The sequence below is a fragment of the Mesorhizobium sp. P3_A10 genome (assembly GCF_056403175.1).
In genome coordinates, this window is record NZ_JBFUFZ010000003.1 from 420,816 (window position 1) to 444,407 (window position 23,592).

Annotated in this window: 30 protein-coding genes; 15 read left to right on the top strand and 15 right to left on the bottom strand. The window is 63.1% G+C overall.

The annotated features are described in order from the left end of the window. Positions 1-115: 115 nt before the first annotated feature. Entirely contained in the window at positions 116-571 is a 456-nt protein-coding gene (locus AC1DXU_RS14960) for a hypothetical protein (RefSeq protein WP_477369604.1), read from the bottom strand. Positions 572-879: 308 nt separating this feature from the next. Between AC1DXU_RS14960 and AC1DXU_RS14965 the strand changes: the two genes are divergently transcribed. Further along, on the top strand, positions 880-1,137 hold the full coding sequence (locus AC1DXU_RS14965; RefSeq protein ID WP_477370401.1) for a hypothetical protein: 258 nt from the start codon (positions 880-882) through the stop codon (positions 1,135-1,137). Positions 1,138-1,187: 50 nt separating this feature from the next. On the opposite strand, the gene AC1DXU_RS14970 is transcribed toward AC1DXU_RS14965, so the two are convergent. Further along, entirely contained in the window at positions 1,188-1,691 is a 504-nt protein-coding gene (locus AC1DXU_RS14970) for a DUF1993 domain-containing protein (RefSeq protein WP_477317525.1), read from the bottom strand. A gap of 124 nt (positions 1,692-1,815) precedes the next feature. Here AC1DXU_RS14970 and AC1DXU_RS14975 point away from each other — a divergent pair, with 124 nt between their 5' ends. Beyond that, a complete protein-coding gene (locus AC1DXU_RS14975) occupies positions 1,816-2,856 on the top strand; it encodes a DUF1176 domain-containing protein (RefSeq protein WP_477369606.1) in 1,041 nt (346 codons plus the stop codon). Positions 2,857-2,875: 19 nt separating this feature from the next. Here AC1DXU_RS14975 and AC1DXU_RS14980 read toward each other — a convergent pair whose 3' ends face one another. The 8 genes from AC1DXU_RS14980 to AC1DXU_RS15015 all read right to left on the bottom strand — a co-directional run bounded on the left by AC1DXU_RS14980 (position 2,876) and on the right by AC1DXU_RS15015 (position 9,687). Next, positions 2,876-3,769 carry an alpha/beta hydrolase family protein gene (locus tag AC1DXU_RS14980; RefSeq protein WP_477369608.1) on the bottom strand — a complete coding sequence of 298 codons (894 nt, stop codon included), beginning with the start codon at positions 3,767-3,769 and terminating at the stop codon, positions 2,876-2,878. 32 nt (positions 3,770-3,801) lie between these two features. After that, complete coding sequence (locus tag AC1DXU_RS14985; RefSeq protein WP_477369610.1) at positions 3,802-5,412, bottom strand: NTP transferase domain-containing protein; 1,611 nt, start codon at positions 5,410-5,412, stop codon at positions 3,802-3,804. After that, the gene (locus AC1DXU_RS14990; RefSeq protein WP_477369612.1) at positions 5,409-6,113 is read right to left on the bottom strand and encodes an XdhC family protein; all 705 of its coding nucleotides are present in this window, start codon (positions 6,111-6,113) and stop codon (positions 5,409-5,411) included. Before AC1DXU_RS14990 ends, AC1DXU_RS14985 begins: the two co-directional genes overlap by 4 nt. Positions 6,114-6,115: 2 nt before the next feature. Continuing rightward, positions 6,116-6,454 carry an XdhC family protein gene (locus AC1DXU_RS14995; RefSeq protein WP_477369614.1) on the bottom strand — a complete coding sequence of 113 codons (339 nt, stop codon included), beginning with the start codon at positions 6,452-6,454 and terminating at the stop codon, positions 6,116-6,118. Positions 6,455-6,518: 64 nt separating this feature from the next. Next, positions 6,519-6,878, bottom strand: coding sequence for a RidA family protein (locus tag AC1DXU_RS15000; protein WP_477369616.1), 360 nt, complete (start codon positions 6,876-6,878; stop codon positions 6,519-6,521). A 105-nt stretch (positions 6,879-6,983) separates the two neighbouring features. Then, positions 6,984-8,228 (bottom strand): vWA domain-containing protein, encoded by a 1,245-nt coding sequence (locus tag AC1DXU_RS15005; protein WP_477369618.1) that lies wholly within the window; start codon positions 8,226-8,228, stop codon positions 6,984-6,986. Positions 8,229-8,233: 5 nt separating this feature from the next. After that, positions 8,234-9,163: an AAA family ATPase gene (locus AC1DXU_RS15010; protein WP_477242965.1), complete on the bottom strand. Its 930-nt coding sequence runs from the start codon at positions 9,161-9,163 to the stop codon at positions 8,234-8,236. Between the two features lie 29 nt (positions 9,164-9,192). Further along, positions 9,193-9,687 carry a flavin reductase gene (locus tag AC1DXU_RS15015; RefSeq protein ID WP_477317511.1) on the bottom strand — a complete coding sequence of 165 codons (495 nt, stop codon included), beginning with the start codon at positions 9,685-9,687 and terminating at the stop codon, positions 9,193-9,195. A gap of 181 nt (positions 9,688-9,868) precedes the next feature. Between AC1DXU_RS15015 and AC1DXU_RS15020 the strand changes: the two genes are divergently transcribed. Beyond that, the gene (locus tag AC1DXU_RS15020; protein ID WP_477369620.1) at positions 9,869-10,942 is read left to right on the top strand and encodes a branched-chain amino acid ABC transporter substrate-binding protein; all 1,074 of its coding nucleotides are present in this window, start codon (positions 9,869-9,871) and stop codon (positions 10,940-10,942) included. Beyond that, complete coding sequence (locus tag AC1DXU_RS15025; RefSeq protein WP_477369622.1) at positions 10,942-11,955, top strand: P1 family peptidase; 1,014 nt, start codon at positions 10,942-10,944, stop codon at positions 11,953-11,955. Before AC1DXU_RS15020 ends, AC1DXU_RS15025 begins: the two co-directional genes overlap by 1 nt. 17 nt (positions 11,956-11,972) lie before the next feature. On the opposite strand, the gene AC1DXU_RS15030 is transcribed toward AC1DXU_RS15025, so the two are convergent. Then, a complete protein-coding gene (locus tag AC1DXU_RS15030; RefSeq protein ID WP_477369624.1) occupies positions 11,973-12,227 on the bottom strand; it encodes a DUF2171 domain-containing protein in 255 nt (84 codons plus the stop codon). A gap of 132 nt (positions 12,228-12,359) precedes the next feature. Here AC1DXU_RS15030 and AC1DXU_RS15035 point away from each other — a divergent pair, with 132 nt between their 5' ends. From AC1DXU_RS15035 to purB, 3 genes are read left to right on the top strand one after another with little or no spacing between them, the layout of a single operon-like run. After that, the gene (locus AC1DXU_RS15035; RefSeq protein ID WP_477369626.1) at positions 12,360-13,085 is read left to right on the top strand and encodes a DUF2259 domain-containing protein; all 726 of its coding nucleotides are present in this window, start codon (positions 12,360-12,362) and stop codon (positions 13,083-13,085) included. Then, positions 13,082-13,594, top strand: a complete 513-nt coding sequence (locus AC1DXU_RS15040; RefSeq protein ID WP_477369628.1) for a hypothetical protein — start codon at positions 13,082-13,084, stop codon at positions 13,592-13,594. Before AC1DXU_RS15035 ends, AC1DXU_RS15040 begins: the two co-directional genes overlap by 4 nt. A 60-nt stretch (positions 13,595-13,654) precedes the next feature. Next, positions 13,655-14,956 (top strand): adenylosuccinate lyase, encoded by a 1,302-nt coding sequence (gene purB / locus AC1DXU_RS15045; protein ID WP_477369630.1) that lies wholly within the window; start codon positions 13,655-13,657, stop codon positions 14,954-14,956. A 185-nt stretch (positions 14,957-15,141) separates the two neighbouring features. Here the strand turns inward: purB and AC1DXU_RS15050 are convergent, their stop codons facing one another. Then, positions 15,142-15,954: a VOC family protein gene (locus AC1DXU_RS15050; protein ID WP_477369632.1), complete on the bottom strand. Its 813-nt coding sequence runs from the start codon at positions 15,952-15,954 to the stop codon at positions 15,142-15,144. A 213-nt stretch (positions 15,955-16,167) separates the two neighbouring features. Between AC1DXU_RS15050 and AC1DXU_RS15055 the strand changes: the two genes are divergently transcribed. Then, positions 16,168-16,722 (top strand): RBBP9/YdeN family alpha/beta hydrolase, encoded by a 555-nt coding sequence (locus AC1DXU_RS15055; protein ID WP_477369634.1) that lies wholly within the window; start codon positions 16,168-16,170, stop codon positions 16,720-16,722. Positions 16,723-16,748: 26 nt separating this feature from the next. Here the strand turns inward: AC1DXU_RS15055 and AC1DXU_RS15060 are convergent, their stop codons facing one another. Next, a complete protein-coding gene (locus AC1DXU_RS15060; protein WP_477369636.1) occupies positions 16,749-17,522 on the bottom strand; it encodes an HpcH/HpaI aldolase family protein in 774 nt (257 codons plus the stop codon). A gap of 166 nt (positions 17,523-17,688) precedes the next feature. Further along, positions 17,689-18,009, bottom strand: a complete 321-nt coding sequence (locus AC1DXU_RS15065) for a DUF1476 domain-containing protein (protein ID WP_477369638.1) — start codon at positions 18,007-18,009, stop codon at positions 17,689-17,691. 272 nt (positions 18,010-18,281) lie between these two features. On the opposite strand from AC1DXU_RS15065, the gene purC reads away from it, so the two are divergent. From purC to AC1DXU_RS15095, 6 genes are all read left to right on the top strand, one after another. Beyond that, complete coding sequence (gene purC / locus AC1DXU_RS15070) at positions 18,282-19,076, top strand: phosphoribosylaminoimidazolesuccinocarboxamide synthase (RefSeq protein ID WP_477317489.1); 795 nt, start codon at positions 18,282-18,284, stop codon at positions 19,074-19,076. Positions 19,077-19,115: 39 nt separating this feature from the next. After that, positions 19,116-19,358 (top strand): phosphoribosylformylglycinamidine synthase subunit PurS, encoded by a 243-nt coding sequence (gene purS / locus AC1DXU_RS15075; protein ID WP_477370359.1) that lies wholly within the window; start codon positions 19,116-19,118, stop codon positions 19,356-19,358. A gap of 1 nt (position 19,359) precedes the next feature. Further along, entirely contained in the window at positions 19,360-20,028 is a 669-nt protein-coding gene (gene purQ, locus AC1DXU_RS15080; protein WP_477369640.1) for a phosphoribosylformylglycinamidine synthase subunit PurQ, read from the top strand. A gap of 61 nt (positions 20,029-20,089) precedes the next feature. Then, positions 20,090-20,755, top strand: coding sequence for a glutathione S-transferase family protein (locus AC1DXU_RS15085; protein ID WP_477369642.1), 666 nt, complete (start codon positions 20,090-20,092; stop codon positions 20,753-20,755). 2 nt (positions 20,756-20,757) lie between these two features. Continuing rightward, on the top strand, positions 20,758-21,168 hold the full coding sequence (locus AC1DXU_RS15090; RefSeq protein WP_477317483.1) for a hypothetical protein: 411 nt from the start codon (positions 20,758-20,760) through the stop codon (positions 21,166-21,168). Positions 21,169-21,172: 4 nt separating this feature from the next. After that, the gene (locus AC1DXU_RS15095) at positions 21,173-21,814 is read left to right on the top strand and encodes a Pr6Pr family membrane protein (protein ID WP_477369644.1); all 642 of its coding nucleotides are present in this window, start codon (positions 21,173-21,175) and stop codon (positions 21,812-21,814) included. A 3-nt stretch (positions 21,815-21,817) separates the two neighbouring features. Here AC1DXU_RS15095 and AC1DXU_RS15100 read toward each other — a convergent pair whose 3' ends face one another. Further along, entirely contained in the window at positions 21,818-22,054 is a 237-nt protein-coding gene (locus AC1DXU_RS15100) for a DUF1127 domain-containing protein (protein WP_477369646.1), read from the bottom strand. Between the two features lie 92 nt (positions 22,055-22,146). Between AC1DXU_RS15100 and AC1DXU_RS15105 the strand changes: the two genes are divergently transcribed. After that, positions 22,147-23,559: an aminotransferase-like domain-containing protein gene (locus AC1DXU_RS15105; RefSeq protein ID WP_477369648.1), complete on the top strand. Its 1,413-nt coding sequence runs from the start codon at positions 22,147-22,149 to the stop codon at positions 23,557-23,559. Positions 23,560-23,592: the final 33 nt, after the last annotated feature.

Below are 23,592 nucleotides of genomic sequence, written 5' to 3' on the forward strand. Positions count from 1 at the left end.
GAGGAAGCCCAAGCATAGAGCAAAGGATGGCCGAATTGAACCATCCTTGCTCGGAAAACCCGGACCTTATCCAAGCCCGGAACCCGCAGGATTTCGTAAAAAGTGTGGGAGAGTTTTAGCGCCGGGCGCCGGCCAAAGCGCGCCGCTTGGCTTCGTCGATCAGCATGTTGGCCACCTGCATGCGGATCATGGCGCGCTGGCGCAAATGCGGGGCGACACGGTCTGGATGATTGGCGAAGGCGAAGCTGCGGCGCATGCGGCCGAAATCGGCGACGTCCTTCGGCTGGTTGAGGCCAAGTTCGACGGCGATGGATTCAGGATCGATCGGCGGCAGTTTTTCCTCTGGCTTGGGCTCTTCGCCGGCAAGCGCGATCTTCGCCTGATCGAGCAATGCGGCGAACTCGCTCGCCAGGTCGGCGCCCTCGCGATACTCGGCGGCAAATGTGTCACCGGCAACCTTTATGCGGCCGGAATGAAGTTCATCCGCCACCGAGAGATAATCGAACGGAATCGACGGCCGTCCGCCGGCCTCCTCGCCCTTGTCGGGGGCGACGAAAAGGTCGTCGAGCAACGAAGCGAAATCCCGCTTGCTCCCGGTGCCGATCTCAGCCTCCCCCTGTCGTAAGCCCACCTGTACCGGCGCCCAACATAGAACCGGCTCGTTAAAAATGAATGCGACCGATCTTAATCAATTTAGCCTTTGGCTTGCGGCGTTGGCCAGCCGAACTCTTATGCAAAAAAGCCGGGCTGCATTTTCATGCAACCCGGAAAATTCGCCAGGAGTGGCGAGGAAAAGCCGGCCATGTGCCAGCGTTGAAGCATACGGTCGGCACGCGCCCGAAGTTTCACCGGCCTGTTCGATTGTGACGAAAAAAATTCGTGCAGCATGGCTGCCATGCAAATGCTGCACTGCACAATCTTCATGATTTGCCTATATTGCTGGATGTGGAGGATCAACAAGGGGCCATGATCATGGGGTTCTTCACTGAAATGTTCGCCCGTCCGCGTCCGCAGGAACATCTGCGCTATCGCTCGGCACTGGCACTGCTGCATGCAATGAGCAGCACCGACCGCGCCGACATCGGCATCAAGCCGGCCGATTTCCCGCGCATCGCCCGCGAAATGTCATTACGCTGAACAAATCCTGACGCGAGGTTTCCCGGCAGCGCCGGGAAACCTTTTTACCTTCAACGCCCGAGGAACGTTGCCTTGCCCAGCGGCACGCCGTTGTGGCGCAGGATGTCGTAGGCCGTGGTCACGTGGAAGTAGAAGTTGGGCATGGCGGCGTGCAGCAGATATTGCAGGCCGGGCATCGAGACTTCACGTCCCGCCAGCCTGAGTTCGATTGTCCGCTCGTCGGAGCCATCGAGGTCGGCCGCCGAGAAGGTCGCGAGATGGTCGACGGTCTTGGCGATGCGCGCCTGGATGTCGGCGAAACTCACCTCGTTGTCCTCGTATTTCGGCACCTCGCGGCCGGCAAGCCGTGACGGCGCCCCCTTGGCATGATCGGTGGCGATCTGCACCTGCCTCACCAGCGCGAACATGTCGGGCGCCAGCCGCGCTGTCAGAAACACCTGCGGGTCGATCTTGCGATCAGCGGCATTCTGTTCGGCTGCAGACAGAACATTGGACAGCGCCTTGAGCCTGGCGGAAAACACCGGCACGGACGCTTCATACATCGACAGTGTCACTTGAAATCTCCACGCGGCGGAACGCCGATGGCGGCACGTAGCGCCTTCGCGGGTGACTTTTCAAGCGTCACCGCGTCGCCGCAATCGTTGTGCTAGGATTTTCCGCATCGACTGGAGATTCGCGATGAGAAGCGCCCTTTTTGCAGCGACCGCTCTTTTCTCCCTAGCCAGCATCAGCCAGACAGCATTCGCCGCCGACGACGCGCCCTATCTCGATGACCGGTCGGACGCCGCCGCTGTCGTCCGCTCGCTCTACAACGCCATCAACCGGCACGAATTTGCGCGCGCCTGGGGCTATTACGGCGACACCAAACCGGCCAAGGATTTCGATACATTCGTCAAGGGCTATGACGGCACCGACAAGGTCGATGTCGCCACCGGCGCCGTCTCCGACGATGGCGCGGCCGGCAGCATTTTCTACAATGTTCCGGTCGCCATCCGCGCTACCGACAAGGACGGCAATGAAGCAGTCTTCGCCGGCTGCTACACGTTGCGCCAGGTCAACGCCCAGATCCAGGAACCGCCGTTCCGCCCGATCTTCATCGACAAGGGCGCGCTGAAACCATCGAAGGCCGATTTCGAGGAAGCGCTGCCGGCAAGCTGCGGCGACGGACCGCCGCCGCCCAAGAAAGACGCCGTACTGGAGCAGGTGAACAAACTGTTCGCCGCCGACTATGGCAGCCAGTGCGACGAGCAATTTCTCGGCGAAGAGCCCAACATTTTTTCGATCAAATACAAGGACAAAGACGCGGCTGCCGGCGATCCCGACAAGGAAACACGGCTTTTCGAGTTCTACTGCCAGGCGGCCGCCTACAACACCGCTTCGGTCTACTACATGACCGACGAGGTATCGGGGGTGAGGCAGTTGCAGTTCGCCGAGCCTCAGATGGATATCCGCTACGAGAACAATGACAGCGACGGCAAACTGCTGGGCATGAGCATCATCGGCTTCCAAACGAGCGGCTGGGCGACCAATCCCGAATATAATGAAGAGACCAAGACGCTCACCACGTTCAACAAATGGCGCGGCGTCGGTGATGCCTCCAGCTCAGGAACATACCTGTTCCGCAACGGTGATTTTTCCCTGGTCCAGTACGACGTCGATGCGTCCTATGACGGCGAGGAAAACCCGCAGACCGTCGTCGACTACAACACCGCGCCTTAGCGCGGTTTAGCACGGCGTTTCATGGCGCCTTCGACAGCATCCAGTTGAGCGTGCCGCGCCAGTCGGTCATGCGGATCGGCGTGCCATGCGTGCCCGTCTCGAAGCGGACGAAATGCGTCGGATACGGATAGGCTTTCGATTTGGCGATGATGGAGCGGAAGAAGGCTTCCTGCTTTTCCACGGGAAATACCGGGTCCTTGCTGCCCTGGCCGAAGAAAACCGGCACATGGCGCCTGAAGGCGGGGCTCGCCAGGAAACTATCATCCCAGAGCGAGCCAAGCAGCAGCAGCCCGCTTATGCGCCGGCCGGTGTCGTTGCGGGCAGCGAGTTGCCAGCACAGCGATCCGCCCATCGAGCCGCAGGCGACGAAGATCTTCGCGCCCGGCGATTTTTCCGCATAGTGGTCGATCAGCGCCGCGACCTGGGCTGTGCCCTTGTCACCGAAATCGGTGAAATCCGGAGAGAGATAGAGGCCGCCATTGGCGGCCATCAGGTTCTTGATGCGGTTGAAATTACCGCCGAAGGTGAAGTCGTCGACGCCTTGCTTGCGGCTGCCGCCCTGCCCATGCAGGTACAGCACGATGATGCCGGCACCCTCGGTCTTGCCGACGGCGACATGCCTGACATCGCCGGCATCGGTCTTCAGCAGCAGATCCTGCTGCACCTTGCGCACGCCGGTGTCGGTGTACTGGGCGTGCACCCGACGCTCGGGCACTTCGTCACGGGCGTTGATGTCGCGCAGTTCCTGGTAGTCGATGACCGTGTAGGCGCCGTTGTCCGCGGACGACAGCGTGGCCGGATAGGCGAACAGATCGTCCTTGAAGGGTTTTAGCGTGTCGGCGCGAGCAGCGATGCTGCCAGGAAACAATACAAGCGCTGAGGCAAAAAGGGCGTAGCGGAATCTGAAAGCCATGCCCAAGCCATGCGTTTTTCAGCTTCGGTTTGTCAATCCTGCAGCACGCCGCCGGCGCCTTCCAGCGCCTCGCGCGTGTCGACATCGACGGCTGCGCCCTCGCCGATCTCGACATCGACGACATCCAGCCCCTCGGCCTCGACCAGATGCCGCGCGCCGGTGTCGCCTTCGAGATGGGCGATGCCTCCAAACAACGCACGCGGCAATAGCACCGGGTTGCCGCGGCGGCCATCATGCGAGGCGCGCACCACCGAGCGGCCTTCGGCCTTGCGGAAAGCGTCGATCAGCCTGTCGAGGTCGACTGACGAGACGCCCGGCATGTCGCCGAGAACAATCATGGCGCCGGCGGCGTCTTCGGCAACCCTAGAAATACCGGCCTTCAGCGACGAGGACAGGCCTTCGGCAAAATCCGGATTGTCGGCAAAGGTCACATCAAGGCCCGACAAGGCTGCCCGCACCCGCTCGCGCTGATGGCCGGTGACGATGATTGTTTGAGAGGCATTCGAGGCGAGCGCACGCTCGGCGGTGCGGCGCACCAGCGGCTTGCCGTCGAACAGCGCCAGCAACTTGTTGGGCCCGCCCATGCGGCTGGAGCGGCCGGCAGCCAAAAGCACGATATCGACCGCCAGCTGCGCCTTGGCCGGCAGCGGCTCGCGCGGCTGGGGCCGTGTCGGGATTTCCATCAACAGCCCGCCGACGCCCATGCCGGCAATGTCCTTGGCGGTCACGTCGAGGCCAGCGATCAGCCGGTCGAGAACCCAGTCGAAGCCGTTCTCCTTGGGACTGCGGGCGCAACCCGGCGCGCCGATGACGCGTTTGCCGTCGAGCATGCCGAGCACCAGCAGATTGCCGGGGTCGACTGGCATGCCCGCACGGATGACGGTGCCGCCTGCGCGCTCGATGGCCGCCGGAACGACATCGCCGAAGTCGCTCATCGCCGAGGCGCCAAAAATCACCACCATATCGTTGTCGCGCGCCAGCGCTGTTGCTGCCTTCGCCACGAGCGCGACCTCGTGCGGCGTACGGCGCTCCGCCGTCAGCCGGCCGCCCGAGCGCGCCAGCCGCGCTTCGGTGACACGCAGCGTCTTGTCGAGCACGCTCGACTTGATGCCGGGCAGCACCGTCTGGATGACGCCGACGCGTACCGGCTGGTAGGCGTTGACGGCAAAGATCTCGCCGCCGGTACAGATCGTTGTCACGGCATCGACCAAGGCCGAGGCGACCGCGAAAGGGATGATCTTCACCGTCGCCACCATCTGGCCTTTTTCGACCGGCGCGTGCTGCGCCAGCGTGGCGATAGTGATGGTCGGATCGACGGCATTGATGGCGTCGATCATCGCCGCATCGACGGTGAAGATGCCGGCGGCATCAGCATGCAGATTGACGCGGCCGGTCGCAGCCGGCTTCGCCTCGATGTTCCTGTGGGCCATGCTCGCGGCGATCTTTTCCGCGGCTGCGTCCTCGCTGAGATCATCGGCAGCCAGCACCGCCGCGACCACCTCCGAAATGCCGGCGGCCTTCAGCAGCGACACATCGTCGGCGCTCAGCCTGTGCGCTTTGCGGAAACGTCGCTCTCCGGCTGCGGTGGCGTGCGCCAGCACAGCGCCTTCAGCTGCCTCGATCGGGATCGGCCCGAATTTCACGCCGCCGCACCCTTGGCTTCGAGGCCGCGCGAACGAAAGGCGTGGATCGCCTGCGCCAGCACTGCCACCGCGATCTCGGCCGGGCTTGCCGCACCGATGTCGAGGCCGATCGGCGCGTGGATGCGGGCGATCTGATCGGCGGTTGCGCCCAAGGCCAGCAGGCGCTCGACGCGTTTGGCGTGCGTCTTGCGGCTGCCCAGCGCCCCGACATAGAAGCAATTGGCGTCGAGCGCTGCCTTCAGCGCGAAATCATCGATCTTCGGGTCATGGGTGACGGCGGCCAGCGCCGTATAGCTGTCGAGCGGCTGGCGCTTCAGCACGTCTTCCGGCCATTCGGCGTGCAGTGCGACGTCGGGAAAGCGGTCGGGCGTGGCAAAGGCGGTGCGCGGATCGACGATCTCGACGGGATAGCCGGCGATCTTCGCCATCGGCGCCAACGCCTGGCTGATATGGACGGCGCCGATCACCACCAGGCGCGGCCGCGGCAGATGGGCGTTGAGAAAGAAGATTCGCCCTTCGGCCTCCACCGAACCGGAATTGCCGGTGCGAAACGCCTTGGAGATGGCAGCGCCCAGATCGCCGGCAACCTGATCGCCCTCGCGCACGATGCGGTCGCGGCCGTCGCCGAGATCGGTGACCAGGATCGCCGCACGGCGAGCGCGGCGTTCGGCATTCAGCGTTTTCAGCGCATAGGGATCCATTGTCAGCCCAGCCGCTCTACATAGACCTTGATGCGGCCGCCGCAGGACAGGCCGACCTGCCAGGCGGTTTCGTCGGCGACGCCGAATTCGAGCATTTTCGCCTTGCCTGAGTCGATCACGTCGATCGCCTCGGCCACTACGGCACCCTCGACGCAGCCGCCTGAGACCGAGCCGTGGAAATTGCCTTCGGCGTCGATGACCAGATGGCTGCCGACCGGACGCGGTGCCGAGCCCCAGGTTTCGACCACCGTGGCAATGGCGACATCCTTGCCGTCCTTCATCCAGCCTTCCGCGATGATCAGCGGATCGCGGGCCTCATCGAGATAAATGCTGTTGTCCATCGTCGCTTCTCTCAGAGTCTGTTTATGATCTGGGTATCGCCAGGTCGCGCAAGCAAATGCATGGTCAATCGATCACCGCGAATGCGTCAACTTCGATCAGATAGCCGGGCGACAGGCTCGCCACGCCAAGCACGACGTCAGCCGGTTTGTGGTCTCCGAAAAGCTCTACCCGAGCCTTTTCGATAATCGGCAGGCATTCATCGCGATCGTAGTTGACGACATAGATCGTGATCCGGGTGACCTGCGTAGGCGCCGCACCGGCGGCGGCAAGGGCCCGGCCGAGATTGGCAAACACCTGGCGCGCCTGAGTCGCAAGATCACCTCGGCCAACAAGCTTACCATCCAGGTCTTCCGGCTCCTGGCCCGAGATGAACACCAACTTGCTGCCTGTCGCAACAACGACCTGGCTGTAGGTCTGCGGCATTGGCAGGTCCTTGGGATTGATGCTTTGAAGCGTCATTTATCGGGTCTCCGGTCCGGTGATTTCAATTTTTTCCGGGAGTCTGTTTTCCGCTGGATCAACATATGGCTATGCGGCGTGCCTGGCGCCAGCGTTCAACCATCGACGCGGATCGACCGAAGCGGCCGACTTCTTGTCCAACGAGGCGCAGAGATCGGCGAGCGCGTCGAGATTGTGCACCGAGCGGAACTCGTCGACATGCGGCAGCATCGCCTTGACGCCCCGGGCGCGGGCTTCAAAACCGTCGAAGCGCAGCAACGGGTTCAGCCAGATCAGCCGCCGGCAGGATTTGTGCAGCCGCTCCATCTCTTCCGACAGGCCGGCGACATCGTCGCGCTCGAGCCCGTCGGTGATCAAAAGCACCACCGCGCCCTGCCCCAGCACGCGGCGCGACCATAGCTTATTGAACTCGGCCAACGTGTCGCCGATGCGGGTGCCGCCCGACCAGTCCTTGACCGCCGCCGAACTCTCGGCAAGTGCGGCATCGGGGTCGCGGTGGCGCATCTGCCGCGTCAGATTGGTCAGCCTGGTGCCGAAGACGAAGGCATGCACGCGCCGGCGCTTTTCGGTCAGCGCATGCAGGAAATGCAGGAAGATGCGGGTGTACTGGCTCATCGAACCGGAGATATCGGCCAGCACCACCAGCGGCGGGTGAACCTCGCGCGGCGACCGGAACTTCGGCAGGATCAATTCGCCGCCGGTGCGCGCGGCCGAGCGCATCATGGCGCGCGGATCGATGCGGCGGCCATGCGCGTCGGCCTTGAAGCGCCGCGTCCTGACCATGTCGAAGGGCAGCCGCAACTCAGCAATCGCCTTCTTGGCATCGGCCATCTCGGCGGCGTTCATCTGGGCAAAGTCCTTAGCCCGCAGCACTTCGTTGCCGGAGAAGGTGAAGCGGGCGTCGACCTCGATCTCGGGGATTTCCTGCACCGGCTGTTTTTTCTGGTGACCTTCGAACATCGCCTGGCTGACGCGGTTTTCGGCCGCGCGGGGTTTTTGCTTTTCGCGGTTGTCCGGCGCCACCGGCGAGAACATCGCCAGCATCTTTTCGATCAACTCGCGCGATTTCCAGAACAGCCTGAAGGCTTCGTCGAAGGTTGCGTGATCCTCATGCCGCGACACCAGCACGGCGTGCAGCGTCCAGTAGAAATCGTCGCGCGAACCGATACCGGCGGCCAGCACCGCCTCGATGGCGTCCTTGACCGAAGCCGGCCCGACCCGCATGCCGGCTTTACGCAAGGTGCGGGCGAAGTAGACGATGTTGTCGGCGATGCGCCCGTCGGGGGTGGCTTCTTTCGGTTCGGGACGCAGCATCGTCCCTACTCCGCCGCCGCAAGCTCGGCCTTCACCTCGTTGAGGATGCGCCGGCCTTCGCCCTGTTCGATCCGGGCGATGTCGTCCTGGTACTTCAGCAGCACGCCGATCGTGTCGGAAACTGTCTCCGGGTCGAGCGCCACCTTGTCGAGTTCGGTCAGCGCGCCGGCCCAGTCGATGGTCTCGGCGACGCCCGGAACCTTGAACAGTTCGATCTGGCGCAGTTTCTGGATGAACGACACCACTTCCGCCGAAAGCCGCTGGTTGGCCTGCGGCACCTTGCGGCGCACGATCTCCAGCTCGCGCTCGGCATTAGGATAGTCGACCCAGTGATAGAGGCAGCGCCGCTTCAGCGCGTCGTGGATCTCGCGCGTGCGGTTGGTGGTGATGATGACGATCGGCGGCTCTTCCGCCTTGATCGTGCCGAGTTCCGGCACCGTCACCTGGAAATCGGAGAGAATTTCGAGCAGGAACGCCTCGAACGCCTCATCGGTGCGGTCAAGCTCGTCGATCAGGAACACCGGCGCAGCACCCGCCTTGCCGGTCAGTGCGTCGAGCACCGGGCGGCGGATCAGGTATTTTTCGGAGAAGACGTTGCGCTCCATGTCGGAGCGGTCGACCTTGCCGGCCGCCTCCTCCATGCGGATCTCGATCATCTGCGCGGCATAGTTCCACTCGTAGACGGCTGATGAGACATCAAGGCCTTCATAGCATTGCAGGCGGATCAGCCGGCGGCCGAGCGCCTGCGCCAGCACCTTGGCGATCTCGGTCTTGCCGACACCGGCCTCACCTTCGAGAAACAGCGGCCGCTTCATGCGCAGCGACAGAAACAGCACGGTGGCCAGCGACCGGTCCGCGACATAGTCCGCACCGGTCAGGAGATCGAGTGTCTCGTCGATCGTCCGCGGTGCGGGGCGCGGCTTCAGCTCGGTCATTCTCTCTCCATCGTCGCCGCCGGTCCGTTTCACAGAACGTGGTAGCCGCGGTTGTGGTAGATCAGCGGCCGCAAATTATCGCCCATGCGCAACCCTGTCACCTTGCCAAAAAGCACACGATGGGTGGCCAGATCCTTGGTGTCGAGCAGTTCGCAGTCGAACACGGCAAGCGCGCCCTTCAGCGTCGGCGCGCCGGTCGAGATCACGTCCCATTCGCCGAGCGCGAAACGCTCCTCGACCGGCAGGCCGGTGATGCCGGAAAAGCCGATCGACAGCGGCTCCTGGTCCGAAGCCAGCGTGTTGAGGGCGAATTTGCCGTTCTTGACGAACGGCTCGTTCTTGGGATTTTCGCGATTGAGGCAGACCAGAATGGTCGGCGGCGTGTCCGATACCGAACAGGCGGCGATGACGGTTGCCCCGCGCCTGCCGGCGGGACCGTCGGTGGTGACCACATGGACGTGACCGGCAAAATGGGCCATCGCGTCGCGATAGGCCTGCGGCCCGATGTCGTTCTTCTTCAGCACGGATGATTTTCCACAGTCAGAACCCAAGCGTTATATATGGCGGCATACGATATGCCACAAGCGAAGTGGTTGACCTGCATTCCCGGAATTAGCGTGTTGCACCAAGGCCGGGCAGCCTTTAGGTCTTGGCGGCAAATAGTGCCAGAAGCGTAAAGCCGGCACGGAGGAATCCATCGCTCGAATGCGACCTTGGACAAGAACAATAGCGGCGCTGGTCTGGCTGTCTGTGGCCGGCGGCGCGAGCGCGCAGACGCTGCTGGTCGGCGTCGCCGCGCCCTTGTCGGGGCCGTCGGCGCTGCTGGGCAAGCAAATCGAGACGGGCGCCGGCCTGTCGGCCGCGGCGAACGGCGTCGAGCTCCGGACTGTCGATGATGCCTGCACGGCCGATGGCGGCGCTGCCGCCGCCCGGGATTTCGTTGCGGCGAAAGTCAACGTGGTCGTCGGCTTTCTCTGCACCGACGCGATCGAGGCGGCGCTGCCGATCCTGAAAGACGCCAACATACCGGTCATCACCGTTGGCGTGCGCACCGAAAGCCTGACCGACCGGCGCGCCAAAACCGGCTGGCCGGTCTATCGTCTTGGCCCGCGCGGCGACGACGAACGCAACGCCGTTGCCGCCATTCTCACCCGGCTGTGGCAGAACGAACTGTTCGCCATCGTCGATGACGGCACCATCTACGGCCGCGAAATGGCCGAGACATTTCGCGCGGCGGCGGAGCAGGCGGCGCTGAAGCCGGTGTTCGTCGATACGTTCCGGCCGCAGCTCGACAACCAGATCGGCCTGATCGGGCGGCTGAAGAAGGCCGGCGCGACGCGTGTCTTCGCCGGCGGCGACGGCGACGACATCGCCATCATGGGTCGCGACGCCAGCCAGCTCGATGCCGGCATCGTCTTTGCCGGCGGCGAGAACATGCGCGCCCCGCCGGGCGACGTGCCTTATGCCGCGGGCACGCTGATGATCGCGCCGCCCGAATGGGCCGAGGGCGCCGATCCCAAGGTGCTGGAAGCGTTTGCCGCACAAAACATCGCGCCCGATGGCTACACGCTGCCGGCCTATGCGGCGGTGGAGATCGCCAAGGCCGCCTCCGGCCTTTCGGAAACCACCGGCAAGCCGCTCACCGAGGCGCTCACCGCGCATGATTTCACCACGGCGATCGGGCCGATCCGCTTCGATGAAAAGGGCGACCTCAGCCAGAATCCCTTCCGTGCCTACCGCTACGACGGTGCCCATTTCGTGCCGGCGGAGACCAACTGATGTTCCGCACGGGTCCGCGCAATCTCATCACCGATGTCGCCGGCCTGCGTGTCGGCAACGCATCCGATGCCAGGCTGAAGTCGGGGGTAACCACTGTTTTGTGCGATGAACCGGCGGTCGCCGGCGTGCAGATACTGGGCGGTGCGCCGGGCACCCGCGAAACCGATCTGCTCGAACCGCACAATTCCATAGAGGCCATCCATGCCGTGGTGCTTTCGGGCGGCTCAGCTTTCGGCTTGGACGCCGCGTCGGGCGTGCAGGCGGCATTGCGCGAAAAAGGCATCGGCGTTGAGGTCCGCGGCTTTCGCGTGCCGATCGTGCCGGCGGCGATCCTGTTTGACTTGGGCAATGGCGGCGACAAGGATTGGGGCCGCTATCCGCCCTATCGCGATCTCGGCTACGAAACGGTGCAGGCTGCGGCAATCGACTTTGCGCTCGGCACGGCCGGCGCCGGCACCGGCGCGCTAAGTTCTGGCCTCAAGGGCGGACTTGGCTCGGCCTCGACGCTGTTGGACAGTGGTGTCACCATCGGCGCGCTCGCCGCCGTCAACCCGACCGGCTCGGTCACCGTCGCCCGCACCAGGCATTTCTGGGCGGCACCGTTCGAGATCGGCAATGAATTTGGTGGGCTCGGATACCCGTCGCCGATGCCGGACGATGCGAAAAGAATCCTGCTGAAATACCGCGACAAGCACGTCACGGGACAGGCCGGCGGCAACACCACCATCGCCGTGATCGCCACCGACGCCGTTCTCACCAAGGCGGCGGCCAAACGTTTGGCGATATCGGCGCATGACGGTTTCGTACGCGCCATCTGGCCAGTCCACACGCCGGCCGATGGCGATCTGGTGTTCGCGCTGGCGACGGGCAAGAGCGGCATTGAACTCACCGCCGAAGCTGCAATCGACCTCTACGCCGCTGCCGGCGCCACCATGGCGCGCGCCATCAGCCGTGGCGTCCATGCCGCAACGCCCGCCGATGGCGACCTGTTTCCGGTCTGGTCGTCGCGCTGATTGCGCGGCGAAATGGATCAGACTGGATCGGATTTTTCTTCCTCGAAAGTGACCGCGACATCGGAGTTTGCCGACAGGCGGACGTTGTTGCCCTCAACCTCGGCGATCAGGCTTGACGGGATATAGTGGTGGTGCCCCTTGTGCGCGCCCTGCCCGCTGTCGAGCTTGGTCAGCTTGATTCGTTCGCCCTCGATCCTGTCGACCGTGCCGACATGGACGCCGTCGGCGCCGATGACTTCCATATGTTCGCGAATTTTGCTGGTGTCGGTCATGGTGGTCTCCATTGAAGCTGCCGACGTTAACTAATGACGGCGCGATTGGATGCATCGGCCTTCAGACAGCACGACTTTCATGACCGCGTCGTGATAGGGGATGGTCGACTTTGGCTGCTGGAGGAAACCCCGATGCGAATACTGGTCCTGTTTGCCGTTTCCCTGCTTGCCCAGTTTGCAACCGCGCTTGCCGCCCATGCCGGCGATGTCGCCGAGCTGGAAATCATCGGCTTCGCCAAGGATGGCGGCGTCTTCGCCTTTGAGGAATACGGCGTCCAGGACGGGTCGGGCTTCCCCTATGCCAATCGCTACTACATCGACACCAGCAACGACAGTTTCCTGCCGGGCACGCCGATCAGGGTCCGGCTCGACGACGAGAATGCGACGCTCGACGCGGCTCGCCTCCAAGCGCGAAAAAAGGGCGAGGCGATCGTCAGCCAGGCAGAACTGAGCGCGAACAAGGGGATCACCGCCGGCATCAACCCGGTGACCGAGCTTTCGGCCGATCCGTACCGCATGGTGGTCAATCCGCGGCCGATCTTTTCGCCGGTCGACCGGCCGCTCGAGTTCCGGCTCGACGAGCTCGGTATGAACAATACCCAGGGCTGCGAGAGCCAAGGCGAGATCAACGGTTTTCGCCTGCTGCGCATCGAGGCGGAAGATGGTGGCACGACGCATCTGCTGCATGAGGACAAATCGATCCCCAAGAGCCGGGGTTGCCCGAATGGCTATCGGATCGGCGCGGTGCAGACGTTTTCGATGGATAGCCTCAGTGCTTTTGCCGTGATGATCACGGTGCGCCAGTACGGCTTCGAGGGACCGGACTTTCGCTGGATAGCGGTGACCGGCCGCCTGTGACGCCGCTTCCTCGCCACACCTCACGAAGCCGTTTCCGCCGCGCCTTGCCGCCGCTGGGGACGGCTCTTGTCGGCGCCTTGCTGTGGGCTGCGGCGATGGGCGCCAGCGCGCTGGTCAATCTGTGGCTGGACGATTGGGAAACCCCGGCAAAAATCCGCTTCGTCGCCATGCTGTTTGCCGCCGGCGGCGCACTGGCCTTTCCGATCGGCTTGTTCGCGGCGCGGCTGGTCTCGCTCGGACGGCACTGGGAGGTCGCTTTGGCGGCTACCTTTGTCTGCCTTCTCGCGGCGACGATCGCCGTTACCGGCGGCCTGTTTGCGCTACAATACCGTTCCTACTATTCGGAATGGCATTCGCCCGCCTTCACCCTCACCTGGGCCTTCCAGTTCGTGTTCACCATGTTGACGGCGCTCTACCAGTTCGTCGTCCTGGGCATCCGGCTCTATTTTCCGCTCGGTTTCATCGCACTGGCTGCCGCCAGCGTCTGGTTTGCCCGCCAGCAGCGTTGAGCATTTTGTCTGCCTCTGTTAGGACGCGGGCAAAAGCTCTCGACACGTCAGGACTGACCGATGATCCCTCGCTATTCCCGACCGGAAATGGTCGCCATCTGGTCGCCGGAAACCCGGTTCCGCATCTGGTTCGAGATCGAAGCCTATGCCTGTGATGCACTGGCCGAGCTCGGCGTCATCCCCAAGGAAGCGGCGAAGACCATCTGGGAAAAAGGCAGCGCGGCGAAATTCGACGTCGAGGCGATCGACGAGATCGAACGCGTCACCAAGCATGACGTCATCGCTTTCCTGACCCATCTTGGCGAATTCGTCGGACCGGATGCCCGCTTCATACACCAGGGCATGACCTCGTCGGACGTTCTCGACACCTGCTTTGCGGTGCAGTTGACACGCGCCAGCGACATCCTGCTCGCCGACATTGACGGGCTGCTCGCCGCACTCAAGCGCCGCGCCTTCGAGCACAAGGACACCGTCACCATCGGCCGCAGCCACGGCATCCATGCCGAGCCGACGACTTTCGGCATCAAGCTGGCGCAGGCCTATGCCGAATTCTCGCGTTGCCGCGAGCGGCTGGTGCACGCGCGGGAAGATATCGCCACCTGCGCCATTTCGGGCGCCGTCGGCACCTTCGCCAATATCGACCCCTATGTCGAAGAACATGTGGCCAAGAAGCTCGGGCTGAAGCCGGAGCCGGTGTCGACGCAGGTCATCCCTCGCGACCGTCACGCCATGTTCTTCGCCACGCTCGGCGTCATCGCCTCGTCGATCGAGCGACTGTCGATCGAAATCCGCCATTTGCAGCGCACCGAAGTGCTCGAGGCGGAAGAGTATTTTTCGCCGGGCCAGAAGGGTTCGTCGGCAATGCCGCACAAGCGCAACCCGGTGCTGACTGAAAACCTCACCGGTCTTGCCCGCATGGTGCGCTCCTTCGCGCTGCCGGCGATGGAGAATGTGGCGCTCTGGCACGAGCGCGACATTTCGCATTCGTCGGTCGAGCGCATGATCGGACCGGATGCGACGGTGACGCTCGATTTCGCGCTGTCGCGGCTGACCAGCGTCGTCGACAAACTGCTCGTCTACCCCGACAACATGCTGAAGAACATGAACAAGTTCCGCGGCCTGGTACATTCGCAGCGCGTCATGCTGGCACTGACCCAGGCCGGCCTGTCGCGCGAGGATTCCTACCGGCTGGTGCAGCGCAACGCCATGAAAGTGTGGGAGCAAGGCGCTGATTTTCTTGAGGAACTTCTGGCCGACAAGGAAGTGACGGCGGCCTTGCCCGAAGCCGAAATCCGCGAGAAATTCGACCTTGGCTATCACACCAAGCATGTCGACACGATCTTCAAGCGGGTTTTTGGATAGGTAAGCTCCCTTCTCCCCGTCACTATACGGGGAGAAGGTGCCGGCAGGCGGATGAGGGGCAGCGCCAAGCTCGGCAATGATCGCACCCGGCCAAAAATCTCATAGGGTTACGCTGCCCCTCATTGCCCTGCCGGGCATTTCTCCCCGTATAGTGACGGGGAGAAAGAAGCTGTGCCACCGTCCAATCATGCCTTGCCAGGCACAGTCCTGATCACCGTGCCCCAAGGATCCTCGCGTGTGCTCGCGCTGGTCACATTGTCCGAGCGCATCTCGACCCAGGCCAAGCCCGTGCGAGACGGATCGCGGCGGCCGGCGCCGGAACTCTGCCAGGCATTGGCGCCGATGTGGTGGTGATAGCCGCCGGATGACAGGAACACCGCCTGGCCACCATATTTCGCCACCGTGTCGAAGCCGAATTCCTGGTTCCACCAGGCTTCTGCGTCTTCCGGCCGGCCGACGCGCAGATGCACGTGGCCGACAATGCTGTTTTCCGGCGCGCCCTGCCAGCCGGCGTCGCCCGCCGGCACATCGGCGACGACGGACGGGATGTTCAGCCGCTCGGTCGCCATGGCGATCTTGTCGCCGTTCCACTTCCAGTCCTTCGGCAGGCGATCGGCATAGATCTCGATGCCGTTGCCCTCGGGGTCGGTCAGATAGAGCGCTTCACTGACCAGGTGGTCGGAGGCGCCCTCGATGGCGATCTTGCCTGATATGGCGTGGTTGATCCAGCGGCCGAGATCGGCGCGGCTGGGCAACAGGAAAGCGGTGTGAAACAGGCCGGCGCTGCGCGGATCGTCGGGCTTTGCCGCTGCATCCGCCTCGATGACGAGGAGCGGACGGTTGGCGGCGCCGAGCGTGATCGCGCCGTCGGCGCGGCTCAATTCCTGCAAGCCGACGACCTTGCGGTAGTAAGCGGCGAGATTTTCGGAGTCGCGCGCCTTCAACCCGACACGGGCAACGCTGACGGGAGTCGTGGCGGCAAAGGGCAGTTCACTCATCTGATGCTCCATTCGGCCGGCGTCCGACGAGCCCCAAAGCCAAGGGCCCGGCGCCAGCGATCACTGTACGTCGTGTTTCTCTTCCTGACGACAGATCGTCGATCGGCATCGTTCACACAAGATGGCAAGAAGCGAACATGGTGTTCACTATTCTGATCAGTTTGGCGGCTCATCGCGGTTGCATGACGCAGCAGTGCTCGCTATTTCAGCGCCATGAAAGTCAAGGAAGCAGATATTCTCATCGTGCCGGGCTACACCAATTCCGGTCCCGAGCATTGGCAGACCCGCTGGCAGTCAAAACTGTCGACGGCGCGCCGGGTCGAGCAGGCGGAGTGGTCGAAGCCGGTGCGAGATGACTGGACGGCGAGCGTGGCCAAGGCGGTCAACGAGGCCGAGCGGCCGGTCGTTCTCGTCGCGCATTCGCTCGGTGTTGCCGCTGCCATCCAGGCCATGCCGCAGTTCCAGCGGCCGGTTGCCGGCGCCTTCTTCGTGGCGCCGCCCGATGTCGCCAATCCGAAGCTAAAGCCCAGGCACCTGATGACCTTCGGCCCCTACCCGCGCGAGCCGCTGGGCTTTCCCTCGGTGGTGATCGCCAGCCGCAACGACCCGTTTTGCGCCTTCGACGTCGCCGAGGACATTGCCGGCGCCTGGGGTTCGCTGTTCATCGATGCCGGCGAGGCCGGCCACCTCAACTCGGATTCCGGCTTCGGCCCATGGCCCGAGGGATCGATGACCTTCGCCAAGTTCCTGACTGATCTCAAGGCCTGACCCATTCCGGGGCAAGGTGCCATGCCTCAGCCCTTGATCGAATCGTTCATGCTCTTCAGCAGGGTTTTGGCCCCGAGCGCAATCAGCGCGTGGTCCGAGCCCATGGCCAGCAACCGATAGCCCATGGCCACGACGCGGCCGGCAATCGCCGGCTCGATGACATAGATCGCCGCATGCTTGCCGGCCTTGCGTGTCCGCTCGGCAATCGAGGCGACAGTCTCCATCATGCTTTCCAGCGTCGAATTGACGGTGGCGCCGTTCGACCAGGCGATCGAGAAATCCGATGGTCCGAGGAAGATGCCGTCGATGCCCGGCGTGTCGAGGATGCCGTCCAGCGCATCGAGTGCGGCGCGCGTCTCGACCATGGCGAAGGCCATGGTGCGCGCATTGGTATCGCGCAGCCATTCGGCCTGGTCGCCCTTGCCATGCCTAGGAAAGGCATAGGTCGGGCCCCAGGAGCGCTCGCCCAGCGGCGGGTATTTCATGGCGGCGGCAAACAGTTTTGCGTCGGCCACGGAATTGACCATCGGCGCGATCACCGCCTCGGCGCCAAAATCCAGCGCGCGGCTGGCCATGTCGAAGCGACCGACCGGGATGCGCACCAGCGCCGGCTTGTTGGCGGCCAGCACCGGCACCAGGCCGCGCAGCACGCTGTCTTCGTGATGGCCGCCGTGCTGCATGTCGAGCGTGACCGCGTCGAACCCCTGCTTGGCGATGATTTCCACCGTCAAGGCATCCGGCACCCCGGACCATGCGGTGAACAGCGTTTCATCCGCCGCAAGGCGTGATTTCAGGGACATTGGCGATTTCCTTGTTGGCTGGCGCAGTTTCAGCCTGAAACAGCGGCAAAGGCAAAGAAAAACCGCCCGGATGGGCCGGGCGGTCGATTGGTCCAGTCATTCTTTAATTGTCGCAGGCTCTGTCGCAAAACCGCAGGACACTTTTGCAGAACCTGCTTCGGCGGGATCAGGTGTTCTTGATCTGGTCGATCGCCTGCGCCATCAGCTCATCCATGGTGCGGCGGATCTGATGATCGGACTGGGCAACGCCGGCCGCATCGAAATCGGCGCGAATCTTGCGGAAAACGTCGTGATCGCCGGCTTCCTCGATGTCTGCCACAACAACCTCCTTGGCATAGGCTTCGGCATCGGCGCCGGATTTGCCAAGCTTTTCGGCAGCCCACAGGCCAAGCGCCTTGTTGCGGCGAGCCGCAGCCTTGAACCGAAGCTCCTCATCGAATGCGAATTTGCGCTCGAAGCCCTCTTCGCGGTCTTTCATGCTGCTCATGGCATCCCTCCGGTACAATCCGATTCGTTTGATGGTGAATATGTGTTGTCGAAGCACAAACCAAAAGGCCGCGGGTCGGTCAATATGCTACATCGCTTGCTGCGCTGCGGCATTTCATTCCCGAAAGCGGTTGATTGGAAGGATTTGCCGATTGAGCAAACGATGTGATTGGGATAGACCCGGCATTGAACCCTATCGTAGCCGCACTATTTCAGGCTAACGGACAGGAACTGGTCGCTAGCCGCCTGCCCGGAAATCCAGAGAAAAATCAGATGAAAAATCGCCGCCGCATTTATGAAGGCAAGGCCAAGATCCTCTATGAGGGACCTGAGCCGGGAACGCTGATCCAGTTCTTCAAGGACGATGCGACCGCCTTCAACAAGAAAAAGCATGAAGTCATCGACGGCAAGGGCGTGCTCAACAACCGCATTTCCGAGCATATCTTCAACCATCTCAACCGGATGGGCATTCCGACCCACTTCATCCGCCGGCTCAACATGCGCGAGCAGCTGATCAAGGAAGTCGAGATCATCCCGCTCGAAGTGGTGGTGCGCAATGTTGCCGCCGGCTCGCTGGCCAAGCGCCTGGGCATCGAGGAAGGCACCGTTTTGCCGCGCTCGATCATCGAATTCTATTACAAGGCCGACGCGCTCGACGATCCGATGGTGTCGGAAGAGCACATCACCGCCTTCGGCTGGGCAAGCCCGCAGGAGATCGACGACGTCATGGCGCTGGCCATCCGCGTCAACGACTTCCTCTCCGGCCTGTTCATGGGTGTCGGCATCCAGCTGGTCGACTTCAAGATCGAGTGCGGCCGCCTGTTCGAGGGCGACATGATGCGCATCGTCGTTGCCGACGAGATTTCGCCGGACTCCTGCCGCCTGTGGGATGTGGCGACGCAGGACAAGCTCGACAAGGACCGTTTCCGCCGCGATATGGGCGGGCTGGTCGAAGCCTATCAGGAAGTTGCCCGCCGCCTGGGCATCATGAACGAGAACGAGCCGCCGCGCCCCACCGGACCGGTGCTAGTCGCCTCGACCGATGGCATCAAAGGCAAGCCGCACTAACAATCCTACCGCTCAACACAGAACAGGAGCATGTCCAGCGTGATCAAGGCCCGCATTACCGTCACCCTCAAGAACGGCGTGCTCGACCCGCAAGGCAAGGCGATCGAACACGCTCTGTCCGGGCTCGGTTTTGATGGCGTCGGCACGGTGCGCCAGGGCAAAGTTTTCGACGTCGAGCTTTCGGAGAGCGACAAGGCCAAGGCCGAGGCTGACCTGAAAGCCATGTGCGACAAGCTGCTGGCGAATACGGTGATTGAGAATTACGCGGTGGAGATCGCCTAAGGTGAAATCAGCAGTCGTCCTTCTGCCTGGCCTCAACCGCGACCGCGACATGATCGCGGCGCTGACCAAGATTTCCGGGACGCCACCGGTTACCGTCTGGCAGACCGACACCGAAATCCCTGATGTCGACCTGATCGCCATTCCGGGCGGCTTCTCCTTTGGCGACTACCTGCGCTGCGGTGCGATTGCCGCGCGCATGCCGGTGATGCGGGCGGTTGCCGAAAAGGCGGCCAAGGGCGTCATGGTCATTGGCGTCTGCAACGGCTTCCAGATCCTGGTCGAGGCAGGCCTGCTGCCGGGCGCCTTGATGCGCAACAGCTCGCTGAAATTCGTCTGCCGTGAGGTGAAGCTGCAGATCGCCAACGCCAACACGATGTTCACCCGGCGCTATCAGCCGGGTCAGATCATCCGCACGCCGGTGGCGCATCACGATGGCAATTACTTTGCCGACGCCGAGACGCTCGCCCGTCTCGAAGGCGAAGGCCAGGTCGTGTTCCGCTATGCCGAAGGCACCAATCCCAACGGCTCGATCAACGACATCGCCGGCATCATCAACAGCCGGGGCAATGTGCTCGGCTTGATGCCGCACCCCGAAAACCTGATCGAAGCAGCCCATGGCGGCAGCGACGGCCGGGCCTTGTTCGAAGGTGCGCTTGGCATCGCCGCTTGAATTTCCTCAACGCCAGCACCGCAAAAAGCGGGCAAATCCAACACATTAGGGAGAGACGGTCATGAAACTCTATTCGCGGCCGTTGTCGCCCTACTCGTCGATCGTGCGGGCGCTGGCCTATATCAAGAACGTGCCGCTCAAGGTGATCGCCCCGCCGTCGGGATTTCCGATCCCGGAAGAGTTCCGTGCCATCTCGCCACTCAACCGGATTCCGGTGCTGATCACCGGCTCCGGCGAAACCATCGTCGAATCGGTGGTCATCGCCGAATATCTGGAGGAGCGGTTTCCGGAGCCGGCGCTGCTGCCCCAGGATTCGAAAGACCGGGCGCTGGTGCGCATGTTCGCCCGTATCACCGACCTCGACGTTCTGGCCCCGATGATGAAGCTGTTCGAGCTTTATTTCGTGCCGAAGCGCAACGAAGCGGAAATCGCCTCGCAATTCGCGCGCTTGCATCACGGACTGGCGGCGATCGAGGCCCGCATGGCGCAAGGGCCGTTTGCGCTCGGCGACGACATCAGTTTCGCCGACGCCTGGCTGACTCCGACCCGCTTCATCTTCAACAATTTCCGGGTCACGACCGGGCACCACGACCTGCTCGACGCCTACCCGAAATTCGATGCCTATGAGCAGATCGCCTTGCAGCACCCGGCGCTGTCGCGGGTCTGGGGCGAGATGACGGACGGGCTGAAAATCTTCCTTTCCGAACTCGAGATGGGTGCGGCCTGAGCATGAGACTGCTGGTCGCCCGCCTCGCTTTGCTCGCCACCGCCGGCTTTGTGCTCGCCTCCTGCCAGTCGACGCCGAAGAGCGCGCCGGTACCCATGGGCAAGAGCGCTTCGCTGCTCGCCATGGAACAGGTGGCGATCGCTGCCCATAAATGCTGGATCGCCAGCAAGGATCCGGCTTTCAAATCGTATCAGATGGCCAATGAGTTGAATTCGTTTAGCGGCACGCCGCGCTTCCTGCTGGTCCCGGCCAAGCATTATGGCGGCAAACCGCTGCTGGTCGTCCAAGCGCAAGGCAATTCAAGCCATGTCGACGCATTTGGCCCATTGATGGCCGACCCGCTCGGCGCCCGCATCGGCTCGGATATCGCCCGCTGGCAGGCCGGCAATCCGGCCTGCAACGCGGCCGCATAGCGCGATGGGCCGGTTCCTGCAGCTCGCGGGTCTGGTCATCGGTCTGGCCGGGCTTGTCCTGCAGTTCTGCATCACCATTCCGGCGTCAATGGAAGCCGGCCGCAGCCTGCTCGCCTCCATCGTCTTCCTGTTCAGCTTCTTCACCATCCTGACCAACATCGGCGCGGTGCTGGTTCATGTCTCCTTGCTCTCTCCCAGCGGCTATGCCTGGCTGCCGGCCTTTGCCGGGCCGCGGATGCGTGCGGGCGTCGCGGTTTCCATCGCGCTAGTTTTCATCGTCTACGCCACGGTTCTGGCGCAGCTTTGGCAGCCGCAGGGATTGTTCCTGCTCTGCGATGTGCTGCTGCACTATGTGACGCCGGTGCTGTTCGTGCTGTGGTGGCTGGTGGCCGGCGCCGACGGCTCGACGCGGTGGCGTGACATCTCGTGGTGGATGCTCTATCCGATCGCCTACTTGGTTTATGCACTGGCGCGAGCGCCGATCGCAGGCGAGGTGCCCTACCCGTTCCTCGATGTCGCCAAAAACGGCGCGGCCAGCGTCGCCATCGCGGCGCTGGCCATAACCGGGCTTTTTCTCGTGCTGTGCATCATCGCGGTCGTTTTGGACCGCGGCGTCTCGCGCCTCAGGGCATCGAGCGTCCGCTAGATCTCAATCCCAGAACGGCCTGATACCCTCGCGGTGGGCATCGCAACGCGAGACACCGATATCCTTGAGCTGCTCGTCGGTCATCTCCAGCAAGGCCAGACGGCTGCGCCGGCGCTCCAGCAGGTTGCCAATCCAGCGTGCGCACGATGCGACCACGCGCACAAGGCGGCCGACATAGGTTCGCCGGACCGACCGACGGGTCCCGAGCGACGCATAGGGAATTGTCTCGATTGTAGCCATTGTCTTTCTACCAAAATCCGAATTGTACCCTTTTTGGTACGCGGCTGATATGTATTGACTCTCAATTCGGTGCAATATAGAAAATTGTCACCATGACAAATTGGCTCCCAGACCTCACCGCCGGCACCGGCCCTCTCTATCAGCGTCTTGCTGACAGCATTGAGTCAGATATCGACCGCGGCGTGATCGATGCCGGCGCAAAACTGCCGCCGCAACGCGACCTCGCCTACGACATCGGCACCACTGTCGGCACCGTCGGCAGGGCCTACCAGTTGCTGCGCGAGCGTGGACTGGTGAGTGGCGAGGTCGGCCGTGGAACCTATGTGCTGGCGCAGCAATCCGAAGCGGCAAGCCCCGAATTCGTCGAGACCGCCGTGCAGGGCACGCGCTATGTCGATGCGCCGCCCGGCAAGCTGCGCTTCGACAGCACCGCCGCCCCCGAGATCGGTCAGGGCGCCATTGTCGCCGACATGCTGTCGCGCACGGTGCAAGATCATCCGCACGAGATTTCCAGCTACACCAGGGATTTTCCGGAGCGCTGGTTCGAGGCCGGCGCGCGCTGGCTGTCGCGCAATTCGTTCCGCCCGGCCGCCGAGACCATCGTTCCCACGCTGGGCACCCATGCCGCTGTGATGGCGGCGATCGCGGCGTTGACCACGCCCGGCGATTATGTCGCCTTCGAGCACCTCACCTATTCGCAGATCTCGCGCAGTGCCGGGCTGATCGGCCGGCGCACGGCGCTGGTGGCATCGGACGAGGAAGGCCTCGATCCCGAAGATTTCGAACGCGTCTGCGCACAAAAGCACCCGAAAATGATCTTCCTGATGCCGACGGTGCAGAACCCGACGCTAGCGATCCTCTCGGCAGCGCGCCGCGAGGCGATTGCGCGCGTGGCGCGTGAGTACAATGTCATCCTCATCGAGGATGACCTCTATGGCGGCTTGACCTCAGATCCGACGCCATTGCTTGCCGAGTATGCGCCAGAGCGCACCATCGTTGCCGGCGGCCTGTCGAAATCGGTCGCCGCCGGCGTTCGCGGCGGCTGGCTCTCCTGCCCGCCCGCCTATCGCCATCGCATCCGCGTCGCCCACAAGATGATGAGCGGCGGCATGCCGTTCCTGCTGGCAGAGGTGAATGCCCGGCTGGTCCTGTCGGGCCAAGCCGGCGATATCCGCAAGCGCAGCATCGCCGAAATCGCCGCCCGCATCGCGATCGTGCGCGAGACGCTGGCCGGCTTTGCGTTCAAGTCGCATGAGAGCGTGCCGTTCGTCTGGCTGACGCTGCCCGACCCCTGGCTGTCCGGAACCTTCAGGAGCGCCTGCCTCGAACATGGCGTGCTCCTCGACGACGAGGACGAGTTCAAGGCGGGACGCTCCGAGCAGGTTTTCCACGGCGTTCGTTTCGGCGTTTCGCAGCCAAGGCGGCGCGAAGACATTGCCGCTGGCGTCGAGGCGATCCGGCGGCTGCTTGACGAAGGCCGCGCCGGCTACGACAGTTTTTCCTGAGTTCGCTTTCCGCCGGGCCTGACAGGCGACGCG